Here is a 17,392-nt window from a genome sequence, read left to right as displayed (position 1 = left end):
GTGTGGACAACTATATTTTACGCCGGTATTTTTATTGGTGTCTTTTTAATTGTGAAAAAGAGCAAAATAAAAGCGTGAAATTTTTACTTTCACGCTAAAAAGTATAGAGCCGTTTTTTTCTTGGGCAAAAAAAGTTCAACAAGTGTACTAATTTATCTGCTACAATATTTAATTGTGTTATCAAAGAAAGAGGTAGAGGAATTTGGCATATTTTAAGTGGCTTTATCAAGAATTAAAATCAATTAACACGGCTGGTGGTGTTATGCTGGCGTTTATTTTTGGAGTCCAACTAGCACTATTTTTGAGTAATCCAATTAATACATTATCAGTCATTACACTGTTCGCAACCTTAATCGGTTCAGCATGTACAGTGTATATGATGATTGGTAAGCCTATTAATGGTTTATTAGGTTTAATTAGTGCTCTGGGTTATATTTATATTAACTGGCAGGCTGGACATTTTGCATCGGTATTAGATCAGATGGTATTCATCTTACTTATTGACTTACCATTGATTTTTACTTGGAAAACGTGGGGCCACAAAGTTGAAAATGGTGTTCACTTTTTAAGTCGTCGGGGATGGGTACTCACAATTGCAGTGATGTTAATTTTGTGGTACCCAGTTATGTATATCTATACCCAATTGGGTGATTCTAATCCATTATGGGATAGTATTGTCTTAATTATTGGTGCAACAGCTTCTTGGTATGTTTTCAAAGGTTATGGTGATAGCTACACATTATGGTTGCTATCAGATTTTGTAAATATTGCATTATGGGTATCAGCACTATCATCAGGATACTCAGCAAGTTCATTACCAATGTTGTTGACGATGTCATTCTATTTGGCAACTGCTTTATATGGACGTTTCTGGTCAATTTGGAGCGGTAAGCAGAATAAATAGTTATTCTAGAGTTAAATGATTATGATAATAAAAGCGCCTAACCCTTGGCTTGGTTAGGCGCTTTTTGTAATTAGACTTGGGACTCTATTACCTAATTATAATAACACTAGTATACATGGTTTTCAATACTACTATTGTGAGTTATTTAAATCAGGTCATGATTAAATAAATTGTACATGTCGCTATTATAGATTATTTTAATATTCAGTCATTAAGATAACGGGTGTAGGTGGAAATCTCTGCCTATATTTTTACTACAAGGTGTACCTATTACTGTTATATAGCAGTTATAGGTACATTTTTTGTATAATAATTAAATGTTTGAATTATTAATATTGCATGTTCATTAAGTGAATTAAAAATGAACATTTTATGTTTAGGATACTTTTTTGATGAATATAAGACTATTTCGGAATGATGTTGGGTGAGTAATTATAAGATAATGAATGCATTGTACTTAGCACAATGAAGGAGTAGGAAATGAGAAAAGGTTTAGCACTAAGTTTATTAACATGTGTATCAGTATTAATGGTTTATAATCCATTAGAATCAGATACAACGTATGCGGACGGGACAACGCAAAATGAAATAAGTAGCCAATCAGATCAACAAGGTACCTGGGGAACTTGTAGTTGGACTTTTGACGCAGGAACAGGCACACTTACGCTTCAAGGTGGGGTAGCAGATAGGAATACACCCTGGACAAAAAATGACTCATCAAATAATAATGATAAGTTAGGAGATTCTGTAAAGAATATCATTATTAAAGGTGAGATTGTTTTACCAGCTGATAGTTCGAATTTATTTGCAAATAGTCACATCATGACGGTTGATGGTAGTGACAAACTAGATACATCACATGTCACAAATATGGCCGCCATGTTCAGTGCTGGATTTAGTGAATCTAGTTTAGCTTCATTAGATGTTAGTAATTGGGATACTTCACATGTGACAGATATGAGCCACATGTTTCAAGGTAGAAATAAGTTAACGTCTTTGGACGTCAGTAACTGGGATACCTCAAATGTGACAGATATGACTTCTATGTTTGATGATGATATTCAAGGAGGCAGTTTGACAAACTTGGATGTTAGCAACTGGGATACGTCACGAGTTAAAAGTATGCAAAATATGTTTTTAAACCAAGGTTGTCTTACCACACTAAATGTTGGTAATTGGAACACATCTAATGTTAACAATATGTCTAAAATGTTTAGTCATAATCGTAATTTATCACGTTTAGATATTGGTAACTGGGATACCTCAAATGTAACAGATATGTCGGGGATGTTTGAATTTGATCCTCATTTAACAACATTAGACGTTGGTAATTGGGACGTGTCTAACGTTAGAAACATGTCAACCATGTTTGATGAGGCAAGCGGCTTAACAACGTTAGATGTTAGTAATTGGGACACGTCCAATGTTGAAAATATGGCATGGCTTTTTACGGATACGCCAGATCTAGCAACGCTAGATGTTAGTAAATGGCAGACTTCAAAAGTAAACCAAATGGAAACTATGTTTGCGGGAACTGGTGCTGATAATTTGGATTTTACCCATTGGAACACATCTAACGTAAATGATATGGAAGGTATGTTTCAACAAGCAAAGCAAGAAAAAATCGATATTAGTCATTTTGATATGACTAATAAGCCGACCGTAGATCATATCTTTTCAAATATGCCGAACCTCAATACGTTGGTTTTGGGTGAAAAAAATGACTTCAGTCATCCGACATTTTGGCAAGATGGTCTAGATTTGCCAGAAGTGCCTGATAATGACGAATTTACAGGTAAATGGGTATTAGCAAAAGATGCACAGGGTAATGCGGTGGTCGACGGTCCAACTTTTACATCAAACAAATTGTTAAGTGATTTCAAACAACCAGGAACTTATGTTTGGCAAACGGTTAATAATAACGCAGATGCAGCGAATAGTAGTTCATCAAGTAGTGATACGTCGTCGAGTGGTGTCAGCTCTTCAAGTGCGTCGGCTTCTGATAGTAGCAGTTCATCGAGTAATGATACGTCATCAAGTAATGTGAGTTCTGGAAGTTCGTCGTCATCTAATGGCAGCAGTTCATCAAGCAATAATACATCATCAAGTGACGTCAGCTCATCACATTCATCGTCGTCTGACAGTGATAATTCTTCAAGTAACGATACATCGTCAAGCAATGTTAGCTCATCATCATCTGATAATAGCAATTCTTCAAGCGAGGTCAACAAGCCAGATGTGGCTTCATCAAATAATGACAGTTCATCGGGCAATAATACGTCAATCAGTCATGTCCATAATGGTGTGGTGCCCAACAATGGTTCATTAGCAGATAAACCAGTACCTGATTATGTTAGTAGCAATAAAGAACAACATATCGTAACAAATAATTCTGTTACTAATTCAACAATAACTAATAATACAAATCACACTGCGTTAAACGCTAACCAACCAACACTTTCAGGAAGCCAAAACAAAATAGGCCCCACAAAAAGTGATGTACCGGTAAGTTTACCTAAAACAGCTGTTAAGGTAGCCAATAATATTAATAACCATAAAGGGGTTTATAGTTTATTAGTTGTTGTGATAGTTGTACTTACCAGTGGCTTTGTATTAAGCAAGTCTAAGCGCAAGCAATAAAATAATTATTATAAGATGTGCCTATCACTGTTATGTGACAGTAGTAGGTGCATTTTTATATAGGGTATACCGACTTAATTTATGTTCTTTAAGTGTATTAAAAATAAAAAATTGTTAGTTTATGTTACTTTTTCGATTTAGATAAGCCTATTTTGGAATGACTTATAAGGGTCAATTATAAGATAATAAGGTCTCAAATTATAGAACACAATCGAGGGATGGCACATGAAGAGAGATTTAGCACTACTTTTACTGACGAGTGTGTCAGTAATGGTTTATAATCCATTGACATCAAGTACAACGTATGCAGACGCAACACCACAAAATCAAATAAAATCGCAATCAAATGATACTGATGTGCAATCTGGGACGTGGGGAACTTGTAATTGGATTTTTGATCCAACAACAAGCACAATCACTCTTGAAGGTGGACAAGGCGGTGCGCCCAAAAAAACACCCTGGCCTAATGCTAGTGATCTACATGATGGGGTAGGTGATAATGTAAAACATATTGTGATTAAAGATAAAGTTACACTGCCAGCCAATAGTGATAATTTATTTGCAAATAGTTCAATCATTAGTATTGATGGTAGCGACAAGTTAGATACTTCACAAGTTACGAGTATGTTTAACATGTTTGGTAATGCATCAAGTTTAAAAAAATTAGATGTTAGCAACTGGGATACGTCACATGTCAAATATATGAGTGAACTTTTTCGTAATGCATCGAGTCTGAGTGCGTTAGATGTCAGTAATTGGGATACTTCAAATGTCACAAATATGGATGAAATGTTCAGAGACGCATCGAGCCTAGCTACATTAGATGTAAGTAGATGGGATACAGCTAAACTTACGGATACATCTAAGATGTTTGAAGGAACATCAAGTTTAAAAACATTGGATGTAAGCAATTGGAATACATCAAAAGTTATTAACTCTTTTAGAATGTTTTGTTATGCATCAAATTTGACCACATTAGATGTAAGTAAGTGGGACACCTCACAAATTATAGATATGCATAGTATGTTTTATGGCGCATCAAACCTTACTGCCCTGGATGTAAGCAATTGGAATACTTCAAAAGTTACCAATACTTTTAGAATGTTTAACGGTGCATCACACCTACGTAAATTAGATCTTAACAACTGGGATACCTCTCATATTAAGGATATGGGACTTATGTTTGGCGGAACAGGATTACAAGAGCTAGTTTTAGGGAATAAAAGTAAATTTTCTCCGGCAGTAAATCTACCAGATGTTCCGAGTGATGATCAATATACAGGTAAATGGATATATACAAAAGATGCAACAGGAAATGCTGTAGTTGATGGTCCGACTTATACATCAAGTGCTTTATTAAGTGATTTTAATAAACCAGGGACTTATGTTTGGCAAAAGATTAAGACTGATTCAGGTGCAGCAGGTAGTGATACATCGTCAAGTGCAACGTCTTCTGAGAGTAGTAGTTCTGCAAGTATCAATACATCATCAAGTGATGTGAGCTCATCGAGTGAATCGTCATCTGATAGTAGCAGTTCTGCAAGCAATGACACATCCTCAAGTGATGTGAACTCATCAAGTACATCGTCATCTGATAGTAGCAGTTCTGCAAGCAATGACACATCCTCAAGTGATGTGAACTCATCGAGTGAATCGTCATCTGATAGTAGCAGTTCTGCAAGCAATGACACATCCTCAAGTGATGTGAACTCATCGAGTGAATCGTCATCTGATAGTAGCAGTTCTGCAAGCAATGACACATCCTCAAGTGACGTTAGCTCATCGAGTGCAACATCATCTGACAATAGTAGTTCTGCAAGCAGTGATATCTCATCAAATGATATCAACATGCCAACTACGTCTTCATCAAATAATAGCAGTTCATCAAATATTAATGTATCAATCAGTAAGCCAAACAGCGATAATGGCAGTACTACGCATCACAATACGATAACTAGCCCTATTTTGAGTTCAGTAAAAACTAATGATACTAATCAATCAACGCTTTCAGAAATGAAAAAGCCAGTTGGACCGACCAAAAATGATGCACCAACAAGTTTACCCAAAACAGCCGTTAAGATGGCAAATAATATTAAAAATCATAAAGATATTTATAGTTTATTAGTAGTTGCCGTAGTTTTACTTAGCAGTGGTTTAGTATTGCTTAAGTCTAAGTGGAAGCAGTCAAAATAAGTAATTGAAGTGCTACTCAATGGTTTGAGACATGTACCATAATGAGATCTCATAGTTTCTGAGACTTGACTCCACAAGAAATCAAGCCAACTGTTTTGTAAGTGTTATTATAATATTAATTTTCAATAAGGAAATTATATAATGGATATAAATGTATACGTAGCCAGTGCTTTTAGTAAAAATCAAACCGGTGGTAATAAAGCAGGCGTTGTTTTTATGGATCAACGATACAACTAATTGTTTAATATGAGTACAGATGAATTAAGTCAAAACGAGATTATTGTGTTAATTTGTCTGATTCTCTGATCATATTTATTAACTCATTTTTTGAAACATCCGTTTTATTGACAGCGATTGTGTTCCAGTGACTTTTATTCATATGATAACCAGGGTAAACACCTTCACGATTGCGCATAAGTTCCCCGTGTTGTGGTTCTAGTTTAAGGACAATGATTAATTCACCATCCTTTTCAAGAATTAAGGCAATCATCTTTCTGTTAGATGTTTGTCTCATAACTGTTGTAATTGTTTTATTGCGACTATTTTTGCTGCTAAAAGGATAGTCTTCAAAAGAATTTGTTGTTTCTTTAACTAGATTAATTAACGTTTGCCGATTCATTACATACTTCCTTTTTATTTAAATGTGATTCAGGTATTGGATATCACTATTATATGTTGTTTAAGTGGTTAAGGAGCGTGTCATATAATTTTTTATAAAATTAAGCCTACTAGTTTATGTTTTACTACATAACTTAGTAGGCTTTTTTTCATGTTTCAGATAAGATAGTATAATAAATAAAGAATGACACACGTGAATAAAAATATTATTTGTAGTTTTTAATAAACTAACTACAAATGAAGTAACACATAAAAATTAAAAATATTGATACAAAGAGGTTTACAAGAGATATGCCAGAGCTACCAGAAGTTGAAACTGTTCGTCGTGGCCTTACAAATTTAGTTGCTGGACGGACTGTACAAAGCACAGAAGTTAGATGGGAAAAGACTGTTGGTGGATTAACCCCACAAGAATTTAATGATGCCCTCAGTAACCAAACCATCATTAAAATTGATCGCCGTGGTAAATATTTATTATTTCGTTTTACGAATGATATTACTATGGTCTCACATTTACGAATGGAAGGTTCATATTATACTGTACCGGCTGGCACAGAGCCGGGTAAGCATGATTTGGTGACTTTTCATTTAGATGACGGTGTGGATTTATTCTATCGTGATACACGTAAATTTGGTCGTATGCATATCGTACCAAACGATAAGGTGATGACTGTTGCAGGCTTGGCAACAATTGGTCCTGAACCAACAGAAGAAGATTTGAAATTGGATTATATGGTTAAAGAATTTGGTAAATCAAAGATGCATATTAAGCCATTTTTGTTGAATCAAAATCATATTGCTGGTTTGGGAAACATTTATGTAGATGAAACCCTTTGGCAAACCAAAATTCATCCTCTAACAGCTGCCAATCTCATTACGAAAGAGGAACTGGCTGCATTACGTGAGAATATTATTCATGAATTAGCACGAGCCACCGAACATCATGGTACAACTGTTCATAGTTTTACGAATGTATTTGGTAGTGCCGGTGAATTCCAAAATGAATTACAAGTATATGGTCGTGTTGGTGAACCTTGTTTACGTTGTGGGACGCCTTTAATTAAAACGAAAGTTGCGCAACGTGGCACGACTTACTGTCCAGTATGCCAAATTGAAAGGACAAAATAATGTTTAAATTAGGTCTCACTGGTGGTATTGCCACCGGTAAATCAACAATTTCTAATTATTTAAGCTCAAAGGACATTCCAGTATTAGATGCCGATAAAATTGCCCGTTTAGTAGTGGAACCCGGAACACCAGGTTTAACGGAAATTGTGGATTATTTTGGTGAAGATATTTTACAAGCAGATAAAACACTTAATCGTAAAGCATTAGGACAAATCGTTTTTAATAATGAAATAGCTTTGCAAAAGTTGAATGACATTACGCATCCCCGTATTCAGCAAATGATGGATGACCAACTGGCTGACTTAGCCAATAAAAATACACCACTGGTTATTTTAGATATTCCATTGCTACTGGAAAATCATAACGTGGCTGGTGCTGATGCTGTGATGTTAGTGACCTTACCACATGACATGCAATTGGCACGTTTAATGGCTCGTAATAATTTGACGCAAGCTGAAGCTGAAAGTCGCATTAATGCACAAATGCCCTTAGCTGTAAAAGAGAAACTTGCTGATTATATTATTGATAATACTGGTTCAATTGACGATACTTTGGCACAAGTTGATCAAGTTATTAAACACGTATTAGCGTAAATAATAAGATAAGAAAGGAAAGAGATTCATGGCAGATTTTTCAAATCAACAACGTTATCGATTAGTCTATGATGAACTAATTGATATGACGTCTGTCCGATCATTAACTAAAGTCTATCTTCCAATTATTGGCCGTGATGCTTATACTTTGTATTTAGCATGGGCAACCATGGGAGAAACAGCTGAACCTAAGCATCGCCATGTTGATATTTTGGATCAATTGGCGATGAATCAGCATTCTTTCCTGGCTGCACGTAGTAAATTAGAAGCAATGGGGCTGGTAAAAACATTCAAGCAGACCACGAATTTTGGAACTCAGTGGGTGTATCAAATTTTTCAGCCAATGACGGTTCATGCATTCTTATCAGATGTCTTATTGTCTAGTTTGTTAGATCATTATCTTGGGAATGAGTTATTTAATGATTTGGTCAGTGAGGAAAAATCCGAAGACATTGATATTCCTGGAAAAAACGTTTCGCAAACATTTTTTGATTTAATGGGCCAAGAGAGTTTTATCAAGCATAATCAAGCACCCTTTGCGGAAGAAGATAATAAAACGACATTGTCTAAAAATATTCGTCAAGCAGTTAAAAAATTAGACATTAATTTAATGGCTGATATGTTAAAGTCATATGGTATTGACCATGGCATGTTGCAAAAAAATGAAGTCGATTTGATGATTGATAAAACTCTATATGGCTTAACAGATTTAGAGTTAGTGCGTGTTATTCAAGCAACAACCACACCGCAAAATAAAATTAATTTATCAGCTATTAAGCAACAACTGACAAAAAATTTTCAACAATCACAAATCCGTGCCCAAACAGTTGATTCAAACGATAAAGCCCATGTTGAACAAAATGTGATTAAGGAAGACAATCCAGCATCTAAAATGATTGCTATTGCCCAGTCAGCATCACCGTTGAATTTCTTAAAGAGCTTACGTCAGAAAAACAATGGGTTTGTTGCTGATAATGAAATAAAAGCTTTATCTGATATCGCTCAGATGAACATTGTGAGTCCTGAAGTATTAAATATCATCCTTTATGAAATCACGGTTATTGAAAAAAGAACAACTTTGAATAAAACATTATTACAAACGATTGTGAATGATTGGTCACAAAATGGTGTTACTGATGCGGTTAGTGCGCTACAATATCTACAACGTCGTAATCAAAAGCAACAAACGCAAACAACACACTCATCAAACAAAAAGTGGTCTAATCAACGTAAACCACTAAAACAAGAAACGCGACCAGATTGGGAAAACCAACATGGTACGTCGGTTTCACAATCAGATGCTAAGTCGGCCCGTGAAGCATTAAATGCTATGCGTGCTCGCCGTCAGCAAAATAACCCAAAGGAGACATAAACGATGGGGGAATCAAATTTTAAAAATAATAAATCAAAAGCATCAGATGCACCGGTAAATGTTGGTGAAGCGTTGCGTGATTTTATGGATAAAAAGCAGTTGAATAAACGGTTTGATTCTTTGAAGAAAGAAGTATTTCGTGATCCTGAGATACGTCAATTTTTTAATGCGAACAAAGATAAATTGTCGCGAGACATTGTCAACCGTGATTTTGCTGTTTTGTATGAATATTATTCACAACGTCAAAAAGCCAAATCAGGTAAGAAAGTCGTGCATCAAGGTTATACACCAGCTTTACAAGTTAGTGAAAGTCGTATCGTTATTATTTATGAACCTGACGAAGCTACTAGATTGGCCCAACAGATGAGCATGCAAGCTCACTTAGTCAAGTCGATTGGTATGCCTAAATTGATTAATAAGGCGCGCTTAGATGATTTCTCAGAAGACGATACTGATCGTTTAGCTGCTTTTACCGGAGTTTTGAAGTTTATCGAAGATTACATTAAAACACCTGATGATTATCATCGCGGTCTATACATTCACGGCGCTTACGGTATTGGGAAAACTCATTTAATGGGCGCAATGGCTAATGAGTTAGCACAAGAAGGTATTCCAGTTACTTTAGTTCACTTACCTAGTTTTATTGTAGAGGTGCGTAGTGCAATCGGAACTGATGAGCAACCACAAGATAAAATCAATACTATCAAACGCGTACCAATTTTGGTCATTGATGATATCGGTGCTGAATCATTAACAGCATGGGTCCGCGATGACGTGCTAGGCGTTATCTTGGAATATCGTATGCAGAATGAATTAACAACTTTCTTTACATCTAATTTTTCAATGCAGCAATTAGAAAAGGAACACTTTACCAGTACAAAAGATGGTGCTGAACCAGTTAAGGCTGAACGTTTAATGCAACGTATCAAGTTTTTAGCAAAAGAAGTCCAGATGGCTGGTAAGAATCGTCGGGAGCTTGATTAATGCAACAAAAGAAAATCACTCACTTTATTTGGAAACTACTTTTAGTATTTATATTAATGGTCGTTAGTTTTGTTATTTTGCGACATAATGCCAGTTGGTATCAAGATACAGTTGGTGAAGTGACTTCTTCTAAAACCGTTTCATCTAAAACGATTCAAGACCAATACGGCAATAAAGTAAAACAACATCATCAAAAAGTACATGTTAAAATACTTAATTCTAAAAATAAAGGTAAAACTGTCTCATTTGTGAATAGTTATGATGAGGCAGAAGCCATTACACAACCATTAAAAGCACATGATCAAATCTTTTTAGCGCGATCTGAACATGCCTGGGGACTGAAAAACTTTAAGCGTGATAGTTTTTGGGTGCCAATCTTAATTTTGGTAGTTGGTCTTTTATTGATATTAATGGGAAAAGTGGGTGGTTTTATGACCGTCTCCTTGATCGTCAATGTGGCCTTGTTTATTGGTACCATTTATTTAAACTTGATTACCAAGGATGCTAATATTTTTTGGCTCTTTATCTTGTTTAGTTTAGTTGCATCCACCGTTACTTTAATGTTTGTGATGGGAATCAAGAATCGCTTAACGTGGACAGTGTTATTAACCGTTATCACATCAACGACACTGGCCATGCTAATTGGCTTATTAGTATTTAATGTCACGAACGGTAAAGGGCTGCATTTTGAATTAATGTCCTTTATTACCCAATTACCGCAACCTATGTTTCTTGCCATGACCTTAGTTGGTGTGCTGGGAGCTGTTATGGATGAAGCAACCGATATGATTGCGACACTCTTTAGTTTGGAGCGTGAACATCCTGATATTGGTATGAAAGATCTGTTAATTACAGGTCGACATGTCGGTCAAGAAATCTTTGGGGCCTTGAGTAATACATTGTTCCTAATTTTCATTGCTGAACAAATTCCGATGGCCGTGCTATATCTACGAAACGGTAATAATTGGGGCTTTACTTATACCATGAACATTTCTTTGGGGATGGTACAAACGCTAATTAGTGCCATTGGAATTGTGTTAACCGTACCTGCAGGTATTTTCTGGGTATGGTTGCTTCATAAGTGGCGACAAAAGAAAGTGGAGGCAAAGATATAAATGAGTGTCTTAATGCTTTTATCAATTATTTTATTTTTCCTAATGCTAATTGTTGGTGGTATAAAGGGAATTGGTGCTTTCATTGGTCTTTGGATTAGCTTTGCAATTTTAGTTGTCATGATGTTGCTGATCAGTTTCCAATTTAATCCATATTGGGTATTACTAATTGGTGGTGCATGTTTATTGACCGTAACAGTTTTAAGTGCGGGTGCTGACGAACGAACAACGACGATTTCATTAATCGCAAGTTTTATTGTCATGCTTGCCTTATTAGCAGTTATTTTACCAACAGAACATATTGCGGTAGCGCAAGGTTTCGCGGAGGAAAATTCTGAAGATTTAGAAGGCTTGTCATTAGCGATTAATATTAATTTTGGTACTTTGGGAATTGTTGCCGCATTACTCGCAACATTAGGTGCAATTGCCGAAGCATCGGTTGCAATTACAACCGGTGTTGGTGAAATATTAAGTGATCAACCTAATTTAACAAATAAACAATTAATTAATGTTGGTCAAACGCTTGGCCAACAAATTATTGGAACTGCTGTTAATACAGTTTTGTTTGGCTTTTTAGCTGATTTTTTGAGCCTTTCAGTACTATTTGGAAAATTAAAATATAGCTTTGGTGAAATTATTAATGCAAAATTATTTACGTCCTCAATGTTGTCATTATTGTATGCGCTATTAGGCGTTTTAATCACATTACCAGTCACAATTGGTATCTTTTTGATTTATCAAAAACATCAAAAACTCGATAGTAATGGGGAAAAGCTATGATTTATGAGAAAGTCATGGTATGATTAATACAAATATGTCATTTGTAAAATGATATCGTATCTTGTAAGAAAGTAACCAGAGGTATAGCGTATGAGCAGTGTGCTTGTGATTGAAGATGAAGAAAATTTGGCTCGTTTTGTGGAGCTAGAATTACAACATGAGGGTTATGAGACCCATGTTGCTGATAATGGGCGTGATGGTCTAGATTCTGCTTTAGCAAATGATTATGACTTAATCTTGCTTGATTTAATGTTACCTGAATTAAGTGGATTAGAAGTCGCCCGTCGATTGCGTGAAGAAAAGAATACACCAATTATTATGATGACGGCACGTGATTCTGTCATTGACCGTGTATCAGGGTTGGATTATGGTGCTGATGATTACGTTGTAAAGCCATTTGCAATTGAAGAATTATTGGCACGTGTACGTGCTTTGTTGCGTCGTATTGACATTGAGACTGAAGAACACAGTACTCATCAAAGTGTCGTTCGTTATCGTGATTTAACTGTTGAAAAAGAAAACCGTATTGCACGCCGCGGTAATGAAATTATTAACTTAACGAAGCGTGAATACGAATTGCTTTTGATTTTGATGGAAAATATCAACGTCGTACAATCACGTGAAGAATTACTTAAGAAGGTTTGGGGATACGATTCTGAAATCGAAACAAACGTTGTTGACGTTTATATTCGTTATCTTCGTAACAAGATTGATCAACCTGATTCAAGAGCATCATACATTCAAACAGTCCGCGGTACTGGATATGTTATGCGTCAGTAATTTGGAGGAATTTTAATGGGTAGTCCATCATCCATTATTGAAAAAACACCACAACGAAAAGGCCTTTCTTTAAAATGGAAATGGGCACTTGGATCTGTTGCTGGTGTTTTTTTAATATTTATTATATTTACATGGTTTGTGATGCAAGCATTTGCAACACAAATGATAACAACTGAAAAACAGGAAGTTAACAGTTCGTTAAATGCTGTTACTGAGCGTTTGCATGACATTGATTCTTCACAATTATTACCTAATAAAGTTAATGCAATTTTGCGGCCAAATGATACAGATTTTGATAAAGTAGTTAATGATCCTGTTCTACAACAAATTGCTAGTAAAGATTACACAATCCGTGTTTACGATAAGTCTGGCAAGCCGGTTTATCCAACGGGCAAGAAGGCAAGTCCTTTACAGGAAACTAAGAAAAATGGTGTGCGAGTAGAGCGAGTTAATGGCACTAAAATGGTCGTTGGCCATCAAAAATTACAAAATGCTAATGATAAAATGATTGGTCACGTTGTGATTGAAAACCATTTAACGGCTTATCATAAAACCTTTAATCATATCTATGCCATCATTACAATTCTAATAGTACTTGGCCTATTCTTGATTGCGCTTTGGGGTTATTGGTTAGCTGGATTCTTCTTACGTCCAATGGACAAGGTTAAAAAGACTGTTGATACAATTAATCATGATCCACAGTCACAAGTGCGTGTAGATGTTGAAGGTCGCAAACCGGATGAATTAACTGATTTAGCTAATCTATTGAATGATATGTTGGATCGCATGCAACGTTTTATTTTGCAGCAGCACCAATTTGTGGAGGACGTTTCCCATGAGTTACGAACACCTGTTGCAATCGTAAAAGGGCACATGGAGCTATTAAATCGCTGGGGAAAAGACGATCCGAAAATTTTAGATGAGTCCATTAAAGCTTCGTTAGCAGAGATTAGTCGTATGGAAGGCTTAGTCTCTGAAATGCTAGATTTAACGAGAGCTGATCAAGTTGAATTGACCTTCCGCGAAGGTGACACTGATGCTAAAGAGTTAATTAACGGTATCTATACGAACTTCAAGATGATTCATCCTGATTTTAAATTCTGGATTGATGATGACTTAAAAGGCCCAACAATTGTAAATATGAATCGCGACCATTTAGAACAGATTTTGATTATTCTATCTGATAATGCGGTTAAGTATAGTCAGGAGCGTAAAGAAATTCACTTTGCTGCTTCTCGTTCAGGTAATTTGGTTGAATTAGCTGTTCAAGATTTTGGTGAAGGTATTAGTCCAGAAGATGCTAGTCGTGTCTTTGATCGTTTTTATCGTGTAGATAAAGCACGTTCGCGTAAGCAAGGTGGTAATGGGTTAGGATTGAGTATTGCCCAAAAGCTTGTTGAAGGCTATGGTGGTAAAATTCAGTTAGAATCTGCAATTGGACAAGGTTCGATTTTCCGAATTACATTACCAATTAAACATGAAGATGAAGAAAACTAAGAAGAAAAGCAGGGGCTCGTACCTGCTTTTCTGTTGTAAGGAAATAATATGATTATCAAACACGTTATTCTACACGTTTTAGACAAAAATAGTGGCAATTTAATTGCCTCACAAGATGAATTAGATTTAAATCAACCTAATTTGCATGAATATATTGAAAAGCTAATTGAAAAGTTCAAGAATAGCGATTATAAAACTGGTCAATTAACTGATAGTGATCCAATCAGTGCACAAATTTCTGATGAAAATGGGCAATCATTTGCAGAAAAAGCAACAACATTAGCGGAAAGCTTATTTGAAATTATTGCACCAAGTGAAGCCATTCCAGCAGGAGATTTATTGGTTATTGAATATTCTGAAGGGTCCGATGATTTCTTTAGTATTTTAAAATTAAACTTTACGCCTCGCTATACCCATGCGGTTGAATATCAAGACGATAAATTAATTAATAATTTAATTTTAAATCAAGCTGTGCTACCACCTGCAACACAAAAAGTTGATGAAGGTATTATCATTAACTTAATGAGTGGTTTATATATGTTGGTTGAAAAGAAATACTTGATTGATGGTCATCGGACAAATTACTTTTCTGAAAAGTTCTTAAAAATTCAGCCAGAAAATTCAACAAAGGATAACATTCAAGTTATTAAGCAAGCTGTTAAATCAGTTGCCAATAAATTTGACATGCCTGAACATGAAGTTTTGGCAGATACACAAAATACAATTTTTGATACGGTTCAAGATGATGGTGAGATAAAGACATCTGCCATTGCTGAATCGGTTTTCAAAGGTAATGTTTCTGCGCAAGAAGCATACCAGCAAATTGTTGATACAAAACAATTGGATCATAAAATTGCTGTGCCGAATACAGAACGTATCGAGAAGAAGTATCGTTTGCAAAGATTTAAACTAGATTCTGGTATTGAAATTGCCATTCCAATGGATATTTATCAGGATAAGAGTAAAGTAGAATTTATTAATAAACCAGACGGTACAATGTCATTAGTAATTAAAGATATTGCATCAATTATTAATAAATTTAGCTCATAAAACAACTAATATTTTAGAGAAAATAAAGATTTATAGCATATGATATGTTTCGTGCTATAATTGTTACTTGAAAAACGAAAATAGGTAGGAAGAAATACTCCATGAAAATTAAAGGTTTAACCCCGATATTATTAATCGTACTAATCGTTCTGTTTGTGACTGGGCACGCTGATTTTTTAAAGGGTCCACTAACTGACTTTATGCATTGGTCCGAAGCAACAATCGGTGGTACCAATGCTGTAGGCTGGTCAATTATTATTTTGACCTTAGTTGTCCGTTTGATTTTGTTACCAATGATGATTCACCAACAACGTAATGGTACAATTCAACAAGAAAAGATGCGCTTATTACAACCTCAATTGCAAAAAGTGCAAGATGCTCAAAAGAATGCCCAAACGCAAGAAGAACAAATGTTAGCTTCACAAGCAATGATGACCATTTACCGTGAAAATAATGTTTCATTACTTGGTGGTATGAACTTTGCAACATTGATTATTCAATGGCCTGTGTTTATGGGATTGTATGCCGCTATTAGAAATTCTAACGAAATCGCCCATGCAACATTCTTTGGTATTAATTTGTCATCACACGCGCCAATTTTAGCAATTGCAACTGCGGTGGCTTATGGTATTCAAGCATATTTATCATTAATTGGTATTCCAGCAGAGCAAAAGAAACAAATGCAAATGATGATGTATGTTATGCCTGTTATGATGTTGTTCATGACGTGGGTAACCAATGCTGGTATCGCTTTGTACTTCTTCGCTGGTGCCTTAGTTATGATTTTGCAAACGTTGATTATCATTGTATGGCGTCCACGTTTGAAAGCTCAGGTTCACGAAACCTTTGAGGTGAAGGATGTTGTTGATGACGCTTTAGCTGGTAAGATCAAGTCAAAGCCATCAGGTCGTTTTGCTGAAGCTATGCAAGCTGCTCAAGAACAACAACAGCAACAACAAAATGCCGCTCGAAAAGACGTTACTAAATCTGGACAAAATAATAGTTCCAAAGGTGGTCGTAACGCTGGAAAACAACACCGTAAGTAAATATAATTTATAAGACCACTCAATAGAGCGGTTTTTGTTTTAACAAAAATAGGTATTGATAACCTTATACGGGCTATCAATACCTATTTTTCATTAAGAAAGATTTGTTTGTTGTGCAACTGTCATATCAGTCGCAATTTGTACCATTTCATCAATTGATTCATGAGCACCGGTAGCAATCCACCTGATTGCTAAGGCCAACATGCCCGAGGCAGTAAAATCAGATACGTAGTCAATTGACCGACTAACAACAGCTGTATTTTGCAACCTTTTAGCGTATAAACTATGCAAGATATCACGTAGGGGTGGGTAGAATTGTTCACGCAAACCCGCATTAAGTAGTACAGCGATAGCAATACCATTTGCTCTAACAAAACCAAAAAAGGCTCGTGAAATAGATTCAGAATCTAAAGATAGATCATCTGCCTCTTTTTCGAAATCATGTGTTAATTGTTCAACAATAGCTTGAATTACTGCCTCCTTAGTACCAAAATGGCGATAAAAAGCCATCCGTGACACGCCTGCCTTGCGAGCAATTTCTGTAACCGCAAGTTGGTCATAGGACTGGCTTTGTAATAAAGTCAGCGTTGCATCTATAATCTGATCATCAGTTTGCTGACGAATCGTCTCTGTTAACATGTTCTTCATACTTTTATTTTACGACATTCTAGAGAATGTAAGTAAAAAAGCAAGCA

The 17,392-nt window shown here is 35.7% G+C and carries 15 protein-coding genes and 1 pseudogene; 14 read left to right on the top strand and 2 right to left on the bottom strand.

Going from position 1 to position 17,392, the window contains the following annotated elements; genetic code table 11:
• Positions 1 to 262: 262 nt before the first annotated feature.
• The 4 genes and pseudogenes from pnuC to ACSYSF_RS04115 form a co-directional block, all read left to right on the top strand.
• Complete coding sequence (pnuC, locus tag ACSYSF_RS04130) at positions 263 to 904, top strand: nicotinamide riboside transporter PnuC (RefSeq protein WP_489868660.1); 642 nt, start codon at positions 263 to 265, stop codon at positions 902 to 904.
• A 480-nt stretch (positions 905 to 1,384) separates the two neighbouring features.
• On the top strand, positions 1,385 to 3,544 hold the full coding sequence (locus ACSYSF_RS04125) for a BspA family leucine-rich repeat surface protein (RefSeq protein ID WP_489868618.1): 2,160 nt from the start codon (positions 1,385 to 1,387) through the stop codon (positions 3,542 to 3,544).
• Positions 3,545 to 3,769: 225 nt separating this feature from the next.
• Complete coding sequence (locus ACSYSF_RS04120) at positions 3,770 to 5,737, top strand: BspA family leucine-rich repeat surface protein (RefSeq protein ID WP_489868617.1); 1,968 nt, start codon at positions 3,770 to 3,772, stop codon at positions 5,735 to 5,737.
• 141 nt (positions 5,738 to 5,878) lie between these two features.
• Positions 5,879 to 5,962: pseudogene (locus ACSYSF_RS04115) on the top strand (PhzF family phenazine biosynthesis protein); the annotation flags it as partial.
• A 52-nt stretch (positions 5,963 to 6,014) separates the two neighbouring features.
• Here ACSYSF_RS04115 and ACSYSF_RS04110 read toward each other — a convergent pair.
• Positions 6,015 to 6,356 carry an MmcQ/YjbR family DNA-binding protein gene (locus ACSYSF_RS04110; RefSeq protein ID WP_489868616.1) on the bottom strand — a complete coding sequence of 114 codons (342 nt, stop codon included), beginning with the start codon at positions 6,354 to 6,356 and terminating at the stop codon, positions 6,015 to 6,017.
• A 290-nt stretch (positions 6,357 to 6,646) separates the two neighbouring features.
• Here ACSYSF_RS04110 and mutM point away from each other — a divergent pair, with 290 nt between their 5' ends.
• The 10 genes from mutM (at position 6,647) to yidC (ending at position 16,697) form a co-directional block, all read left to right on the top strand.
• Positions 6,647 to 7,483 carry a DNA-formamidopyrimidine glycosylase gene (gene mutM, locus ACSYSF_RS04105; RefSeq protein ID WP_489868615.1) on the top strand — a complete coding sequence of 279 codons (837 nt, stop codon included), beginning with the start codon at positions 6,647 to 6,649 and terminating at the stop codon, positions 7,481 to 7,483.
• A complete protein-coding gene (coaE, locus tag ACSYSF_RS04100; protein WP_489868614.1) occupies positions 7,483 to 8,076 on the top strand; it encodes a dephospho-CoA kinase in 594 nt (197 codons plus the stop codon). The genes mutM and coaE overlap by 1 nt, the downstream gene beginning before the upstream one ends.
• 28 nt (positions 8,077 to 8,104) lie before the next feature.
• A complete protein-coding gene (locus tag ACSYSF_RS04095; RefSeq protein WP_489868613.1) occupies positions 8,105 to 9,448 on the top strand; it encodes a DnaD domain protein in 1,344 nt (447 codons plus the stop codon).
• A gap of 3 nt (positions 9,449 to 9,451) precedes the next feature.
• Positions 9,452 to 10,432, top strand: a complete 981-nt coding sequence (gene dnaI / locus ACSYSF_RS04090) for a primosomal protein DnaI (protein WP_489868612.1) — start codon at positions 9,452 to 9,454, stop codon at positions 10,430 to 10,432.
• Positions 10,432 to 11,547: a YibE/F family protein gene (locus ACSYSF_RS04085; protein WP_489868611.1), complete on the top strand. Its 1,116-nt coding sequence runs from the start codon at positions 10,432 to 10,434 to the stop codon at positions 11,545 to 11,547. The genes dnaI and ACSYSF_RS04085 overlap by 1 nt, the downstream gene beginning before the upstream one ends.
• Positions 11,548 to 12,324, top strand: a complete 777-nt coding sequence (locus ACSYSF_RS04080; protein WP_489868610.1) for a YibE/F family protein — start codon at positions 11,548 to 11,550, stop codon at positions 12,322 to 12,324. It begins immediately after the preceding gene.
• Between the two features lie 90 nt (positions 12,325 to 12,414).
• The gene (locus tag ACSYSF_RS04075) at positions 12,415 to 13,104 is read left to right on the top strand and encodes a response regulator transcription factor (protein ID WP_489868609.1); all 690 of its coding nucleotides are present in this window, start codon (positions 12,415 to 12,417) and stop codon (positions 13,102 to 13,104) included.
• A gap of 15 nt (positions 13,105 to 13,119) precedes the next feature.
• Complete coding sequence (locus ACSYSF_RS04070) at positions 13,120 to 14,601, top strand: HAMP domain-containing sensor histidine kinase (RefSeq protein ID WP_489868608.1); 1,482 nt, start codon at positions 13,120 to 13,122, stop codon at positions 14,599 to 14,601.
• Positions 14,602 to 14,649: 48 nt separating this feature from the next.
• A complete protein-coding gene (locus ACSYSF_RS04065) occupies positions 14,650 to 15,651 on the top strand; it encodes a nucleoid-associated protein (protein ID WP_489868607.1) in 1,002 nt (333 codons plus the stop codon).
• A gap of 101 nt (positions 15,652 to 15,752) precedes the next feature.
• The gene (yidC, locus tag ACSYSF_RS04060; RefSeq protein WP_489868606.1) at positions 15,753 to 16,697 is read left to right on the top strand and encodes a membrane protein insertase YidC; all 945 of its coding nucleotides are present in this window, start codon (positions 15,753 to 15,755) and stop codon (positions 16,695 to 16,697) included.
• A gap of 93 nt (positions 16,698 to 16,790) precedes the next feature.
• Here the strand turns inward: yidC and ACSYSF_RS04055 are convergent, their stop codons facing one another.
• A complete protein-coding gene (locus tag ACSYSF_RS04055) occupies positions 16,791 to 17,336 on the bottom strand; it encodes a TetR/AcrR family transcriptional regulator (RefSeq protein WP_491737257.1) in 546 nt (181 codons plus the stop codon).
• Positions 17,337 to 17,392 lie beyond the last annotated feature (56 nt).

It is taken from the genome of Weissella sp. ESL1139, from assembly GCF_058506735.1.
This window is presented reverse-complemented; position numbering and strand designations above follow the sequence as displayed.

What these genes read in the sequence shown, in the direction of transcription:
- pnuC (WP_489868660.1), top strand. Translation starts at nt 263, where the DNA reads ATGCTGGCGTTTATTTTTGGAGTCCAACTAGCACTATTTTTGAGTAAT.
- ACSYSF_RS04125 (WP_489868618.1), top strand. Translation starts at nt 1,385, where the DNA reads ATGAGAAAAGGTTTAGCACTAAGTTTATTAACATGTGTATCAGTATTA.
- ACSYSF_RS04120 (WP_489868617.1), top strand. Translation starts at nt 3,770, where the DNA reads ATGAAGAGAGATTTAGCACTACTTTTACTGACGAGTGTGTCAGTAATG.
- ACSYSF_RS04110 (WP_489868616.1), bottom strand. Translation starts at nt 6,356, where the DNA reads ATGAATCGGCAAACGTTAATTAATCTAGTTAAAGAAACAACAAATTCT.
- mutM (WP_489868615.1), top strand. Translation starts at nt 6,647, where the DNA reads ATGCCAGAGCTACCAGAAGTTGAAACTGTTCGTCGTGGCCTTACAAAT.
- coaE (WP_489868614.1), top strand. Translation starts at nt 7,483, where the DNA reads ATGTTTAAATTAGGTCTCACTGGTGGTATTGCCACCGGTAAATCAACA.
- ACSYSF_RS04095 (WP_489868613.1), top strand. Translation starts at nt 8,105, where the DNA reads ATGGCAGATTTTTCAAATCAACAACGTTATCGATTAGTCTATGATGAA.
- dnaI (WP_489868612.1), top strand. Translation starts at nt 9,452, where the DNA reads ATGGGGGAATCAAATTTTAAAAATAATAAATCAAAAGCATCAGATGCA.
- ACSYSF_RS04085 (WP_489868611.1), top strand. Translation starts at nt 10,432, where the DNA reads ATGCAACAAAAGAAAATCACTCACTTTATTTGGAAACTACTTTTAGTA.
- ACSYSF_RS04080 (WP_489868610.1), top strand. Translation starts at nt 11,548, where the DNA reads ATGAGTGTCTTAATGCTTTTATCAATTATTTTATTTTTCCTAATGCTA.
- ACSYSF_RS04075 (WP_489868609.1), top strand. Translation starts at nt 12,415, where the DNA reads ATGAGCAGTGTGCTTGTGATTGAAGATGAAGAAAATTTGGCTCGTTTT.
- ACSYSF_RS04070 (WP_489868608.1), top strand. Translation starts at nt 13,120, where the DNA reads ATGGGTAGTCCATCATCCATTATTGAAAAAACACCACAACGAAAAGGC.
- ACSYSF_RS04065 (WP_489868607.1), top strand. Translation starts at nt 14,650, where the DNA reads ATGATTATCAAACACGTTATTCTACACGTTTTAGACAAAAATAGTGGC.
- yidC (WP_489868606.1), top strand. Translation starts at nt 15,753, where the DNA reads ATGAAAATTAAAGGTTTAACCCCGATATTATTAATCGTACTAATCGTT.
- ACSYSF_RS04055 (WP_491737257.1), bottom strand. Translation starts at nt 17,336, where the DNA reads ATGTTAACAGAGACGATTCGTCAGCAAACTGATGATCAGATTATAGAT.